The following is a 12,869-nucleotide window of genomic DNA, read 5'->3' as shown; positions in this document are numbered from 1 at the left end:
CCGCCGCGACCGCGCCGAGCAGGCGGTCCGGCGGTGGGCGGTCCCCGTCCAGGCGGGCCCGGGTGGCGAGCGAGGCGGCCACCGCCACCGCGACCGCTCCGGCGATGCCCTCGGGATGGGCGTGGGTGACCTCGGCCGAGGCCCGGGCCTGTTCGGCGGCCCGGCGGGTCGAGTCGGCGTACCACGCGCCGAGCGGTCCGACCCGCATCGCCGCCCCGTTGCCGCAGGAGCCCTGCCCGTCGAACGCCGAAGCGGCCGCCACCGGCCAGGGCGTCCCGGTACGGATGAGCCGGAGGATGCTCACCGCCCCCGGCCCGTAGCCCCGGTACGGCTCGCAGCGCTCGGCGAAGTCCAGCGCCAGCCGATCCCGGTCGATCCGTCCCGTGGCGGCCAGGGCGCCCACCACCGAGCAGGCCATCTCGGTGTCGTCGGTCCACTGCCATGGCGGTGGCGGCAGCCGACCGGCGGCGAGATCCTCGGGGTGCCGGCCGGGCACGAAGAACTGCGAGCCCAGAGCGTCGCCGACGGAGAGCCCCGCGAGGGCGTCCCGGGCGAGCGCCAGACGGGTGTCGGGGAAGAGCGTGAAGGGCATCGTCGTCCCAGCTTGCCCGGTTCGCAGGAGTGCCGCAACGCGATCAACTTGCCATCCCGAGTACGGTGCTGTCGTGGCAACCGTCCTCCTGGTCGAAGACGACCACGTCGTACGCGGCGCGATGCTGCGGTCCCTCAGCGATCGGGGGCACGCCGTGCACGCCGTCGGTTCGGCGCTGGACGCGTTGCGCCGGGTCGCCGCCGAGACGCCCGATCTGGTGGTGCTCGACCTCGGCCTGCCCGACCTGGACGGCTCGGACGCGCTGCGGATGCTGCGCGGGATCACCGACGTGCCGATCATCATCGCCACCGCCCGCGACGACGAGCAGTCGGTCGTCCGACTGCTGCGCGCCGGCGCCGACGACTACATGGTCAAGCCGTTCACCGGCGCCCACCTGGATGCCCGGATCACCACGGTGCTGCGCCGGGTCGGCCGGGCCAGCCGTACGGTGCAGCCGGCCGTGCACACCGTCGGCGGGCTGCGGGTGGACGTGGGCGAGCGCAGCGCGGTACTGGACGGGGAGCCGCTGGCGCTGACCCGCAAGGAGTTCGACCTGCTGGCGTATCTCGCCGCACGTCCCGGCCGGGTAGTGTCCCGGCGGGAACTCTTGGAGGAGGTATGGCGGCAGCCATCGGTCGGCGAGGACCAGACCATCGACGTTCACCTGTACTGGCTGCGCCGCAAAATGGGCGAGACCGCGGCGAAGCCGCGCTACCTGCGCACCGTGCGGGGGGTCGGCTTCCGGCTGGTGGCGCCGGACTGAGGCCGACGCTGGCCTGGCTCACCGCCGGCATGTGCAGCCTCGTCGCCCTCGCCTTCCTCATCCCGCTCGGCATCAACCTGGGCGACCAGGCGCGCGACCACCAGCTCGCCGACGCCGCCCGGCGCAGCGCCCTGGTCACCGGCGCCCTCGCGGTCAGCACCGAACCGGCGGTCGTCCAGCGGGCGGTGGCGGCCAGCGGGGACGACCCGGCCACCCGCCCCGTCGTCCACGGGCTCGGCGTCGACGAGTCCGCCGGTCGAGCCGACCCGGCCGCGCTGGCCCGGGCCGCCGCCGACCGCCGCTCCGTGGTCACCGAGGTGCCCGGCGGGGTGCTCCGGCTCGACCCGGTGGTGCTCGGCGACAAGGTCGCGGTGGTGGAGGTCTTCGTCCCCGACTCCGTGCTCGACGAAGGCGCTGGCGGCCGGTGGCTGCTGCTGATCGGGGTGGCGGTCGCACTGATCGGCGCCGCGGTCATCGTGGTCGACCGGGTCGCCGCCCGTACCGTCGACTCGGCCGGCGACCTGGTCAAGGCCGCCCTCGCGATCGGTGACGGCGAGTTGGGCGTACAGGTCGAGCCGAGCGGGCCCCGGGAGCTGGCCGAGGCCGGGCACGCGTTCAACCGGATGGCGGACCGGCTGGTGGCGCTGCGCGCCAACGAACGGGAACTCGTCGCGGACCTGTCCCACCGGCTGCGGACACCGCTGACCGCACTCCGGCTCGACGCAGAGGCGCTGGATTCCGACGACACCAGCGTCGGGGCGTTCAGCGAGGCGGAGCTGGACCGTCGACGGGGCATCCGGCGGATCCGCCAGGCCATCGTCACCCTGGAGGGTGAGGTCGACGAGCTGATCACGAACACCCGCAAGGCGGTCAGCCAGGAGGCCGGCCCGGCGATGTGCGACGTGAGCGAGGTGGTCCGGGACCGGATGGTGTTCTGGGCGGCCCTCGCCGGCGACCAGAACCGCCCGCACCGGATCAGCGGGGCGCAGCTGCGCATCCCCGCGCCGGTGCCCCGGGCCGAGCTGGCCGCCGCGCTCGACGCGGTGATCGGCAACGTCTTCCGCTACACGCCGCAGGGCACCGCCTTCGAGGTGGCCGTCAGCCGGCGGGACGGGTACGTGGCGATCCGGATCGACGACGCCGGCCCCGGCATTGCCAACCCGGACCGGGCGTTGCGCCGCGGCGCCAGCGACCAGGGCTCGACCGGGCTGGGGCTGGACATCGCCAAGCGGGTGGCGTTGCAGTCCAACGGGTCGGTGAGCATCGACCGGGCGCAGCTGGGCGGGGCCAGCGTGGTGATGCTGCTGGCCGATCCGGAGGCGACGCCCCGGCAGGTGAGCCGGTTCGGGCTGGTCGGCCGGATGGCGCGGGACGTCCGGGAGCAGAAGACCGGCGGGCGCCGCTGGCCCCGGCAGCGTTGAGGCCGGGCCCGCGGCTGTGCGCCGGCGCAAGTCTTCCTTAGGTCCCGGTTAACGACGGTGCCACGGGCGGCGCCGCCTGTCAGGATCAGATCCGAACCCATCAGTTCCCTCGGCCGGAACGCCCCGTAACACCCCCGGCCGTGGAGCCGTCGCGCGGCGGGAGTTCGGTCCCCCCACACCTCGCTCCCGCCGCGCGCCACTCCCCGATCCCACCGCACCCCGGGCGTGAGGTGACCGTGATGACGCCGACCGTCAACCGCCTGCTCCGCTGGGCCGCGGTGATCGGGGTTTGCATCGCCCTCACGCTCGCCGCCTGGCAGGACCCGGTGCTCGCGTACGGCCCGGACCGGCCGCAAACCGCCGCGCCGCTGCTGGCCGCCCTGATGGCGGTGCCGATCGGCGGGGTGCTCGGCGCCGGAGTCGTCCTCGCCGGGTGGCGCCGGCCGCTGCGGGTGTCCCGGCGGCCGGTGCCGTCCCGTCCGGTCAGCGTGTCGCGGCCGCCAGGTAGGCGTCGATCTCGGCGCTGATCCGCGCCTTCTCCCCCGGCTCGAGGAACGAGGCGGTCACCGCGTTTCGGGCCAGCCCGGCCAGCCCCTCCGGACCCACGCCGAGCAGCCGGGCGGCGACCGCGTACTCGTCGTCGAGGGTGGTGCCGAACATCGGCGGGTCGTCCGAGTTGATGGTGACCAGCAGCCCGGCCTCGACGAGCTGCGGCAGCGGGTGCTCCTCGATGACCGACACCGCCCGGGTACGCACGTTGGAGGTGGGGCATATCTCCAGGGCGATCTGCCGCTCGGCGAGGTACGTGAGCAGCTCGGGGTCGAGCGCGGCGGAGATGCCGTGCCCGATCCGCTCGGCGCCCAGCTCGCGCAGCGCGTCCCAGATGGTCTCCGGGCCGGTGGTCTCCCCGGCGTGTGGCACCGAACGCAGCCCGGCGGCCCGGGCCTGGTCGAAGTACGGCTTGAACTGCGGCCGGGGCACCCCGATCTCCGGGCCGCCCAGGCCGAAGCTGATCAGCCCGTCCGGTCGCTCCTCCAGGGCGATCCGCAGGGTCTCCTCGGCGGCCGGCAGCCCGGCCTCACCGGGGATGTCGAAGCACCAGCGCAGGGCGATGCCGAAGTCCGCCTCGGCCCGCTTGCGGGCGTCCTCGATCGCCTCGCAGAACGCCGGCGCGGGGATGCCCCGGTGCACGTGGGAGTACGGCGTGACGGTCAGCTCGGCGTACCGGACCTGCTGGCGGGCCAGCTCCCGGGCCACCTCGTGGGTGAGGATCCAGACGTCCTCCGGGTCCCTGATCAGGTCGACGACGCTGAGGTAGACCTCGATGAAGTGGGCGAAGTCGCGGAACGCGAAGTAGTCGGCGAGCTGGTCCGGGTCCGCCGGGACGGGGCTGCGTCCCTCGTGCCGGGCGGCCAGTTCGGCGACGATCCGGGGCGAGGCGGAGCCGACGTGGTGCACGTGCAGCTCCACCTTGGGCAGTCCGGCGATGAAGGTGGGCAGGTCGGTCACAGGTTCTCCTCTGCACGGGCGCCGGTGCGGGCCACCACGAAGATACGGCGGAACGGGAAGTACACCCGACCCTGCCGGACGGGGTACGCCTCGGCGAGTCGTACCCCCAGCTCGGCGCGGAAATCCGCCCAGTCGGCGCCGTCCAGCGCGGCCCGGACCGGACGCAGCGCCGTCCCCTCCATCCAGGCCAGCACCGGGTGGTCCGCGTCGGCGGCGGCCGGGAGCTGGTGCACGTAGGTAGTCTCCCAGGCGTCGACCGCGCAGCCGGCACCGACCAGCAGCGCCGCGTAGTCCACCGGGTCGTCGACCGGCGCCTCGCGCAGCAGCGGGGTCAGCACGTCGCGCCACCGGTCACGGCGGGCCACCTCGCGCATGGCCCGGTGCGACGGGGCGTCGAAGTTGCCGGGCACCTGGACGGCGAGCCAGGCCCCGGCCGGGAGTTCCCGGGCCCACCGGACGAGCAGTTCCTGGTGGCCGGGGACCCACTGGAGCACCGCGTTGCTGACGACCACGTCCACGTCCGCCGCCGGGTGCCAGTCGCAGACGTCGGCGACGGCGAAGCTGACCGGCCCGGCCAGCCCGCCGGCCCGCCGGATCATCTCGGCGGAGGAGTCCAGGCCGGTGATCCGGCTGTCGGGCCAGCGGTCGGCAAGGGTGACGGTGAGGGTGCCGGGGCCGCAGCCGAGGTCGACGACGGCCCGGGGGCGCTCGGCTGGGATCCGTGCCACCAGGTCGTGGAACGGCCGGGACCGTTCGTCGCCGTAGCGCAGGTAGGTGGTCGGGTCCCACATCACAGCCTCCCAAACCGTACGTCCGTCTTGCTATGACCCTACGGCCCGCCGCGCGGCCCGGCAAGCGGCTCACTAGGCTCGGTCGGGTGGAACAGCGCAGCTTCGACCGGCTCGGCCGGCACGTGGGCATCGTCGGACTCGGCGCCTGGCAGCTCGGCGCCGACTGGGGCCAGGTGAGCGAGAGCGCGGCGATGGACGTCCTGGCCGCCGCCGTGGACGCCGGAGTCACCTTCCTCGACACCGCCGACGTGTACGGCGACGGCCGCAGCGAACAGCTCATCGGCCGGTTCCTGCGCGAGCGGCCGGGGCACGGGCTGACCGTCGCCACCAAGATGGGCCGTCGGGTGCCACAGACGCCGGAGGCGTACACCCTGGACAACTTCCGGGCCTGGACCGACCGGTCGCGCGCCAACCTCGGGGTGGACACTCTGGACCTGGTCCAGCTGCACTGCCCGCCCACCGCGGTCTTCCACGACGACCCGGTCTTCGACGCGTTGGACACCCTGGTCGCCGAGAAGCGGATCGCCGGGTACGGGGTCAGCGTGGAGACCTGCGACCAGGCGCTCACCGCGATCGCCCGGCCGGGCGTGGCCAGCGTCCAGATCATCCTCAATGCGGTGCGGCACAAGCCCCTGGAGCGGGTGCTGCCCGCCGCCGCGGCCGCCGGGGTGGGCATCATCGCCCGGGTGCCGCTGGCCAGCGGCCTGCTCTCCGGGCGGTACGACGAGCACACCACCTTCCCCGCCGACGACCACCGCAACTTCAACCGGCACGGGGAATCCTTCGACGTCGGCGAGACCTTCTCCGGTGTGGACTACGACCTCGGCCTGGCCGCCGTACGCCGGCTCGCGCCGCTGGTCGGCGACGGCCGGACCATGGCCCAGTTCGCCCTGCGCTGGATCCTCGACCAGCCCGGCGTCACCGTCGTCATCCCCGGCGCCCGCAACGCCGAGCAGGCCCGGCGCAACGCCGCCGCGGCCGACCTGCCCCCGCTGACCGACGCGGAACTGGGCGCCGTGCGGGAGACGTACGACGAGCTGATCCGCCCGCAGGTGCACGACCGGTGGTGACCGATGCGGCCACCGCGAGCGGCCCCGACCATGCGACGACCGGAACCGGCGCGGCGGCGCCGTCGACCGACGACGCCGGGCATGCTGGAGCGGTGCCGTCCGGCCGGAAGGGGACTCTGATGAGAGGCTGGTTCCGGCTGACGCTCGGCCTGCTGGCCGTGGTCGTCGGCGCGGTCTGGACCGTGCAGGGCCTCGGCTACGTCAGCGGCAGCGTGATGACCGACCAGCGGATCTGGACGGTCATCGGCTTGGTCGTCGTCCTGATCGGACTGGTCACCCTCTGGTACGGCATGCGCGCCCGTCGGCGGCCCTGACGCCGCGCCCACACCACCCTGGGAACGCGGAAAGCCCCGCATCCCGGGGGTGGGACACGGGGCTTCACATCGATCCGGCTACCGGATCGCACCGGCCGGCGCGGCCGGCCGGCACCGGTCAGAGGGGGCGGACCTGCTCGGCCTGCGGACCCTTCTGACCCTGGGCGATCTCGAACTCCACCCGCTGGTTCTCCTCCAGCGTGCGGTAGCCGCTGGACTGGATGGCCGAGAAGTGGACGAACACGTCAGCACCCCCGCCGTCGACGGTGATGAAGCCGAAGCCCTTGTCAGCGTTGAACCACTTCACGGTTCCCTGCGCCATGTGTATCTCCTTCTAAAACTGGCGGCCGAGCACGCCGTGCGGCCGATTGGCCGTTTTCGAGCAGCGGCGCCTGAGGCGGCCCCCGGTGAAGGAGACTTCTCTCAACCCACGCCATCTCTCAACAGCGTGGAACAGCAAACCACGTACGCAAAAACTCTGCACAGCCTACCGGACGAAATTCTCCGACATGTGACCTGACGGATGCGGCAGATCCACTGGGTGGGCCGGCGGGTCGATGCGAAAGGCCCCTTCCCCGTCGATGACAGGAAAGGGGCCGACGCCCGGAAGGGTCAGTCGGGCCAACGGCCGGTGAGCCGGCGTACGCCGACCGCGCCGCCGCGGTCCACCGCGGCCCGGACGACCGCGAAGATCGCGCCCTGCAGGGCGGCGGCGGCCAGGATCTCGCCCCAGCGCCGGTCCTCGTCGGTGGCGCTGGGCGCCTCCCCGTCGCCGGCGGTCAGCTTCCAGACCTGCCGGAAGATCACCCCGGCGACCGTACCGGCGGCCAGCCCGAGCATCACTCCGACCGGCTTGTAGGCGGCCCTGCCGATGCGCTTGCTCACCTGCGCCTCCCTCGGACGATCAGCAGCACCACCACGGTCGCCAGTGCGCCGGCCGCGACGGCCGCCCACGGCGCCGGGTTGCGCCGGAGCGCGTCCCCCTTCTCGTACGCCTGCACCCGCGCGACGCGGGCCTTCTGCGCGGCCTGCCCGCGCATCTCACCGGCCTTCTGCGCGGCCTGCCCGCGCACCTCGCCGGCCTTCTGTGCCGCCTGCCCGCGCACCCGGGCCATGGTCAGCGCGGCCTGTTCGCGCATGCGTCCCTTCGCCTGCTCGGCGGACTCCCTCAGGCGGGCCTTGACGTCGGCCTTGGCGGCCAACAGCTCCATCGTCTCGCCCAGCTCCACCCGGGTACGGCGGATCTCCTCGCGGAGCGCCTCCGTGTCACCGGTCCCATTGCCCGTCATCCCCGCCTCCCGTCCTTCACCGCGGCGGCGACGGTGTCGACGTCCGCCCGGACACTGCGGACCGTCGCCTCCGGCACCGGCGGGACGGCACGGCTGACCTGCTTCTTGCCGATTAGCGCGAGGATCCCGGCGAGCACGAAGAGCGCCACCGCCACGATCAGGGCGGCCAGCCAGCCGGGCATCACCAGTGCCAGCAGCAGGATCACGGCGGCCACCAGCGCGCCCGACCCGTACAGGGCCATTACCCCACCGCCGCCGAAGAGGCCGATCCCGATGCCGGCGTGCTTGCCCTTCTGGGTGAGCTCCGCCCGGGCCAGCGCCAGCTCGTCCCGCACGAGCCGGGAGACCTGCTCGGTGGCCCGCTGCACCAGTTCGGCGGTGGACGGCTCGCTCCCGGTCCGGGACGTGCTACGACTCGCGACGTCAGCCATGCTGTCCTCCTTTCATCATCACCGCGCTGTATGCCCGGAGTCGCCGCCCGTCAATCCTGCGCGGAGCGGTCGGTCGGACCGCATCACCCGCCGTCCGATCCACGGGCTGCGGACCGGACACCGGGCGTGCCAGCAGGCTCCCCCGGAAACGGCCGGACAAACCTCACCCCGGACAGCGATCCGACGACGGCCCGCCGGAGGGGTCCCGTCGGGAGCAACGCGGCGGGACCCGCGCCGGACACGGCGGAGCCCCCGGGTGCCGGCGCGGCGGCAGTCCGGGGGCTCCATACGGGGTCAGCGGCGCGAGTCGGCGTGCTCCTCGCGGCCGACGAAGGCCTCGCTGCGCGCCTGGCCGTCTTCGCTGCCGCCGAAGACCCGCGCGTCGTCCGGCGCTTCCGTCTCCGGCAGCCGGCGGACCGGCCGGCGCGGCTGGACCGCCTGCCACGGCAGGGCGCCGACGCCGTCACCCACCTCGGCACGAATCCGCGGCAGCGCGGTCGGCCGCTGGTCGCGTACCCAGGCCACCAGCTGCTCGCGGACCAGGCAGCGGAGGTCCCAGAGGCTGCCGGCGTCCGCGGCGCTGACCAGCGCCCGGACCCGGATCATGCCGCCGGTGGCGTCGGTGACCTGCAGGACGCAGACCCGGCCGTCCCAGAGGTCGCTGGACTCCACCAGGCGGCGCAGCTCCTCCCGCATCGCCTGCACCGGGATGGCCCAGTCGACATCGAACTCGGCGGTGCCGAGGACCGCGGCCTCGGTGCGGGTCCAGTTCTCGAACGGGGTGCTGGTGAAGTACGAGGTGGGCAGGATCAGCCGGCGGTCGTCCCAGATCTGCACCACCACGTAGCTGAGGGTCAGCTCCTCGATCCGGCCCCACTCACCCTCGACGACCACCACGTCGTCGAGGCGTACGGCGTCGCTGAAGGCGAGCTGTAGGCCGGCGAAGACGTTGCCGAGCAGGCTCTGCGCGGCGAGCGCGGCGACCACACCGACGACACCGGCACTGGTCAGCACGCCGGCGCCGATACCGCGAACGGCCGGGAAGGTCATCAGCATGACGCCGACCGTCAGGATGACGATCACCGCGATGGTGAGCCGCCGCAGCAGCACCACCTGGGTGCGGACCCGGCGGGCGTGCCGGTTGTTCGGCACGTCGACCCGGAACCGGGCCAGTGCGGTGTCCTCGATCACCACGAACAGCGAGGCGACCAGCCAGGCGGCGCTGGCGATGACGGCGAGCACGAGCACGTGCAGCACCACCTGCCGCCACGCCGTACCGACCGCGTACCCGGTGCTGAACCGGACCCCGAACTGGACCGCGAGGATGGTGCCGGCCACCTGGAACGGGCGGTGCGCGTGGTCGGTCAGCTCGGTCATCAGCAGCGAGCGTCGGCCGAGCCGCCGGATCACCCGGTGCACCACCTCGACCAGCAACAACGCGATCGCCGCCGCGCCCAGCGCGGCGGCGACCGTTCCGAGGTAGCTCTGCACAGGTTCTCTCCCTCCGGCCGGCGTTCGGCGCAAAAGCCCAATGGTGCCCGGCGGGACGCGGCTTCAACCAGGTCAGACCTTGCGGTACCGGGACTGGAGGAAGCAGTAGAGACCGAATGCGGCGATGCCGAGCGCCATCAGCGTCAGCAGGACGGGGCCGTACGCCTGGTCCCGCAGGGTACGCAGGGCGGCGTCGAGGCCGCGGGCCTTCGCCGGGTCGTACTTCACCGCGGCCACGATGATCAGGAAGCCGGCGATCGCGAAGACGGCGCCCCGGGCGGCGTAGCCGGCCATGCCCAGGCGGCGGGTCAGGGTGTGCGTCTTCGGGCTCATCGCACCGATCTTGAGGTTCCGCTCGAACTTCTTCTTCAGCCCGTAGATGATCATCCCGATGCCGACGCAGGCGAGCACCAGACCGGCCAGCCCGACCAGCCACCGGCCCCCGTTGGAGGCCATCAGCTTCTCGGAGAGGGCCTGCTGCTTGTCGGCGGCGTTGGAGCTGGCGTCCTGGAAGACCTTGATGGCGGTCCAGGCGAGCCAGAGGAAGACCACCGTGCGGACGACGGACGCGATCCGCTCGAAGATCCGATCCTTGCCGCGCAGGAAGCGGTGCCCGAAGGCGGCTTCCAGCGCCTGCCAGATCGCCATGGCGATCAGACCGACCGCGACCGCGATCAGCAGGAACTTGCCCAGCGGTTGGGCGCCCAGGGTGCGCAGGGCACCGTTCTGGTTGCCCTCCTCGCCCGACTTGCCGAAGGCGATCTGCAGCGCGAGCCAGGCGAAGAGAAGGTGCACGATGCCGTAGCCGATGAATCCGGCCCGGGTCAACAGTTCGAGCCACCTGCTGTTCGCGGCCTGCGAGGCGGTGGCTTCGGCGTTCCGGGTGAGTGACATGGCGCCTCAATCTCCGGATGCGAAGATTTCCAAACGTCGGCCACCGCCGCCGGGCCGGTCAGCTGCTGGTGTTGCGGGCCACCCGGATGACGACCTGCTGGTCCGTGACGCTGTCCAGGCTGACCTGGAGGCCGCCCACCTCGGTGGCCTGCTGGCCGACGGTGAGCGAGAGCTGCTCCCCGGCGACCTCGACGGTCACCTGGTCACCCTGGGCGCCGACCAGCTTCGCCTCGACGCCGAGGATGCTGGCGCTGGCGTCGACGCCGCGGTCGAAGGTGACCGTGCAGGCGTCCAGGCCGCAGTCGGTGTCGGCACCGTCGGAGCTGCAGCCGGCGAGCAGCGCCGCGCCGAGCGTGAGGGCGGCCAGCAGGCCGGCGGCCCGGCGGACGGGGGTCAGCGAGGGGGAAACGCGTCGGGTCGTCACCCGGCCAAGGGTACGAGACGTCTCCCGGGCCGCCACCCCCCGGTGATCACCAGCGGCCGGGTTAGGGTGCCCCGCATGCCGTTCGACATCGCCCGGACCCGGGCCGCCTACCCCGCCCTGACCGAGGGCTTCGTCCACTTCGACGGTGCCGGCGGCACCCAGACCGCCCAGCCGGTGGTCGACGCGGTCGCCGACGCGATGCGCGCCGCGGTGGGCAACCGCAGCACCGCCTTCGTCCCCGGTCGGCGCTCACTGGAACTGGTCGCGGCGGCCCGTTCGGCGGTGGCCGACCTGGTCGGCGCCCACCCCGACGGCGTGGTGCTCGGGCCGAGCGCCACCGCGTTGACGTACACGCTGGCCCGGACGCTCGGCGCCGGCTGGCGGCCGGGCGACGAGGTGGTGGTCTCCCGGCTCGACCACGACGCGAACGTCCGGCCGTGGGTGCAGGCCGCCGAGGCGGCCGGGGCCGCCGTGCGGTGGGCGGAGTTCGACCCGGCCACCGGCGAGCTGCCCGCGGGCCAGTACGCCGACCTGGTCGGCGAGCGGACCCGGGTGGTCGCGGTGACCGCCGGCAGCAACGCCATCGGTACCACCCCCGACGTGGCCGCGATCGCGAAGATCGCGCACGCGGCCGGCGCGCTGGTCTGCGTCGACGGGGTGCACGCGGTGCCGCACGGCCCCACCGACGTCGCCTCCCTCGGCGCGGACTTCCTGGTCACCAGCGCCTACAAGTGGTCCGGGCCGCACCTGGCGGCGATGGTCGCCGACCCGGCCCGGTGGGAGAAGCTGCGCCCGGCGAAGCTGGTCCCCTCCTCCGACGCGGTGCCGGACCGGTTCGAGTACGGCACCCCGAGCTTCCCGCTGCTGGCCGGGGTGGCCGCCGCGGTGGACCACCTGGCCACCCTGGACCCGGCGGCGACGGGCAGCCGGCGGGACCGGGTCCGCGCCGGACTGGCCGCGGCCCAGGCCCACGAGGAGCGGCTCTTCGACCGGCTGCTCGCCGGGCTGGCCGGGCTGCCCGCGGTCACCGTGTACGGCTCCCCGGCGCGGCGCTGCCCGACGGTGTCGTTCCGGGTGGCCGGGCTGACCCCGGCGGAGACCGCGGCGGCGCTGGGCGGGGCGGGTTTCTGCCTCTCCTCCGGGGACTACTACGCCTACGAGTACTTCCAGACGATGGGGCTGCGGGACAGCGGCGGGGCCGTCCGGGCCAGCGTCTACCACTACAACACCCTTGACGAGGTGGACCGGTTGCTGGCCGAACTGGACCGGCTGGCCGACGGTGGGGAGAGAATGGGCCGGTGAGCTTCCTGGTCGAGGAGAACCCCGCCAAGCACCGCTTCGAGATCCTGGTCGACGACGCGCTGGCGGGTTTCACCGCGTACGTCCCGCGGGGCGAGGTGCTGGTCTTCACCCACACCGAGGTCGACCAGCGCTTCCAGAACATGGGCGTCGGCGCGGCGCTGGTCCGGGGCACCCTGGACCAGATCCGCGAGCGCGGGGGCCGGGTGGTGCCGAAATGCCCGTTCGTGGCGGCGTTCATCAAGCGCCACCCGGAGTACGGCGACCTGGTCACCACCCAGCCGTAGGCCCGAGGGTCAGCGGGCGCCGGTGAGCAGTTCGGCGGCGGCCCGGGCGGCGGCCCGGGTGGCGCCGTGGGTGGCGACGTGGACGGCGCCGGTGACCAGCTCGGGGACGCCCAGTTCGACCACGACCGCGTCCGGCCGGGCGGCCAGCGACCGGGCCACCGCGGCGCGCATCCAGTCGTGCCGGTGCAGGTCCCGCACGAGCAGCACGACCGGGCGTCCGACGGCGCCGGCGGTCGGGTCGGCGGGGACGTCGTCCTCGGCGTACCGGACGGTGCTGGGGCCTGTCTCTGATAC

At 73.6% G+C, this 12,869-nt stretch carries 16 protein-coding genes and 2 pseudogenes; 7 read left to right on the top strand and 11 right to left on the bottom strand.

The window, feature by feature from the left end; translation table 11 throughout:
• On the bottom strand, window positions 1-592 hold a 592-nt coding region (locus tag DKL51_RS03375; RefSeq protein ID WP_185734691.1), incomplete at its 3' end, for an ADP-ribosylglycohydrolase family protein.
• 73 nt (window positions 593-665) lie between these two features.
• Between DKL51_RS03375 and DKL51_RS03370 the strand changes: the two genes are divergently transcribed.
• From DKL51_RS03370 to DKL51_RS03360, 3 genes are all read left to right on the top strand, one after another.
• Window positions 666-1,355 carry a response regulator transcription factor gene (locus DKL51_RS03370; protein ID WP_109948218.1) on the top strand — a complete coding sequence of 230 codons (690 nt, stop codon included), beginning with the start codon at window positions 666-668 and terminating at the stop codon, window positions 1,353-1,355.
• 29 nt (window positions 1,356-1,384) lie between these two features.
• Window positions 1,385-2,776: a HAMP domain-containing sensor histidine kinase gene (locus tag DKL51_RS03365; protein WP_109948217.1), complete on the top strand. Its 1,392-nt coding sequence runs from the start codon at window positions 1,385-1,387 to the stop codon at window positions 2,774-2,776.
• A gap of 239 nt (window positions 2,777-3,015) precedes the next feature.
• Window positions 3,016-3,303, top strand: a complete 288-nt coding sequence (locus DKL51_RS03360; RefSeq protein WP_109948216.1) for a hypothetical protein — start codon at window positions 3,016-3,018, stop codon at window positions 3,301-3,303.
• On the opposite strand, the gene DKL51_RS03355 is transcribed toward DKL51_RS03360, so the two are convergent.
• Together DKL51_RS03355 and DKL51_RS03350 are read right to left on the bottom strand one after the other, a co-directional pair.
• Window positions 3,260-4,285, bottom strand: a complete 1,026-nt coding sequence (locus DKL51_RS03355; protein ID WP_109948215.1) for an adenosine deaminase — start codon at window positions 4,283-4,285, stop codon at window positions 3,260-3,262. The genes DKL51_RS03360 and DKL51_RS03355 overlap by 44 nt on opposite strands.
• Complete coding sequence (locus DKL51_RS03350; protein ID WP_109948214.1) at window positions 4,282-5,076, bottom strand: trans-aconitate 2-methyltransferase; 795 nt, start codon at window positions 5,074-5,076, stop codon at window positions 4,282-4,284. Before DKL51_RS03350 ends, DKL51_RS03355 begins: the two co-directional genes overlap by 4 nt.
• An 86-nt stretch (window positions 5,077-5,162) precedes the next feature.
• Here DKL51_RS03350 and DKL51_RS03345 point away from each other — a divergent pair, with 86 nt between their 5' ends.
• Window positions 5,163-6,146: an aldo/keto reductase gene (locus DKL51_RS03345; protein ID WP_109948213.1), complete on the top strand. Its 984-nt coding sequence runs from the start codon at window positions 5,163-5,165 to the stop codon at window positions 6,144-6,146.
• Window positions 6,147-6,265: 119 nt separating this feature from the next.
• The gene (locus tag DKL51_RS03340) at window positions 6,266-6,460 is read left to right on the top strand and encodes a hypothetical protein (RefSeq protein ID WP_109948220.1); all 195 of its coding nucleotides are present in this window, start codon (window positions 6,266-6,268) and stop codon (window positions 6,458-6,460) included.
• Between the two features lie 118 nt (window positions 6,461-6,578).
• Here DKL51_RS03340 and DKL51_RS03335 read toward each other — a convergent pair whose 3' ends face one another.
• The 7 genes and pseudogenes from DKL51_RS03335 to DKL51_RS03305 all read right to left on the bottom strand — a co-directional run bounded on the left by DKL51_RS03335 (window position 6,579) and on the right by DKL51_RS03305 (window position 10,989).
• Window positions 6,579-6,782, bottom strand: coding sequence for a cold-shock protein (locus tag DKL51_RS03335; RefSeq protein WP_013732668.1), 204 nt, complete (start codon window positions 6,780-6,782; stop codon window positions 6,579-6,581).
• Between the two features lie 290 nt (window positions 6,783-7,072).
• Window positions 7,073-7,345, bottom strand: a complete 273-nt coding sequence (locus DKL51_RS03330; protein ID WP_109948212.1) for a DUF4235 domain-containing protein — start codon at window positions 7,343-7,345, stop codon at window positions 7,073-7,075.
• Between the two features lie 205 nt (window positions 7,346-7,550).
• Window positions 7,551-7,749, bottom strand: a pseudogene (locus DKL51_RS37390) (DUF3618 domain-containing protein); the annotation flags it as partial.
• A complete protein-coding gene (locus tag DKL51_RS03320; RefSeq protein WP_109948210.1) occupies window positions 7,746-8,180 on the bottom strand; it encodes a phage holin family protein in 435 nt (144 codons plus the stop codon). The pseudogene DKL51_RS37390 and the gene DKL51_RS03320, both read right to left, overlap by 4 nt.
• Window positions 8,181-8,474: 294 nt before the next feature.
• Window positions 8,475-9,671 carry a mechanosensitive ion channel family protein gene (locus DKL51_RS03315; RefSeq protein ID WP_109948209.1) on the bottom strand — a complete coding sequence of 399 codons (1,197 nt, stop codon included), beginning with the start codon at window positions 9,669-9,671 and terminating at the stop codon, window positions 8,475-8,477.
• Between the two features lie 72 nt (window positions 9,672-9,743).
• A complete protein-coding gene (locus DKL51_RS03310; RefSeq protein ID WP_109948208.1) occupies window positions 9,744-10,565 on the bottom strand; it encodes a DUF1206 domain-containing protein in 822 nt (273 codons plus the stop codon).
• 58 nt (window positions 10,566-10,623) lie between these two features.
• The gene (locus DKL51_RS03305) at window positions 10,624-10,989 is read right to left on the bottom strand and encodes a hypothetical protein (protein ID WP_109948207.1); all 366 of its coding nucleotides are present in this window, start codon (window positions 10,987-10,989) and stop codon (window positions 10,624-10,626) included.
• Between the two features lie 75 nt (window positions 10,990-11,064).
• Here DKL51_RS03305 and DKL51_RS03300 point away from each other — a divergent pair, with 75 nt between their 5' ends.
• Together DKL51_RS03300 and DKL51_RS03295 are read left to right on the top strand one after the other, a co-directional pair.
• A complete protein-coding gene (locus DKL51_RS03300) occupies window positions 11,065-12,291 on the top strand; it encodes a cysteine desulfurase-like protein (RefSeq protein ID WP_109948206.1) in 1,227 nt (408 codons plus the stop codon).
• Window positions 12,288-12,575 carry a GNAT family N-acetyltransferase gene (locus tag DKL51_RS03295; protein WP_109948205.1) on the top strand — a complete coding sequence of 96 codons (288 nt, stop codon included), beginning with the start codon at window positions 12,288-12,290 and terminating at the stop codon, window positions 12,573-12,575. Before DKL51_RS03300 ends, DKL51_RS03295 begins: the two co-directional genes overlap by 4 nt.
• Before the next feature lie 9 nt (window positions 12,576-12,584).
• On the opposite strand, the pseudogene DKL51_RS03290 reads toward DKL51_RS03295, so the two are convergent.
• Window positions 12,585-12,869 (bottom strand): annotated as a pseudogene (locus DKL51_RS03290) (glycoside hydrolase family 3 protein); the annotation flags it as partial.

It is taken from the genome of Micromonospora globispora (assembly GCF_003857015.1).
In the GTDB taxonomy this organism is placed as follows: Bacteria; Actinomycetota; Actinomycetes; order Mycobacteriales; family Micromonosporaceae; genus Micromonospora; species Micromonospora globispora.
Note: the sequence above shows the minus strand (reverse complement) of the source record. Positions and strands in the feature narration are given on the sequence as shown.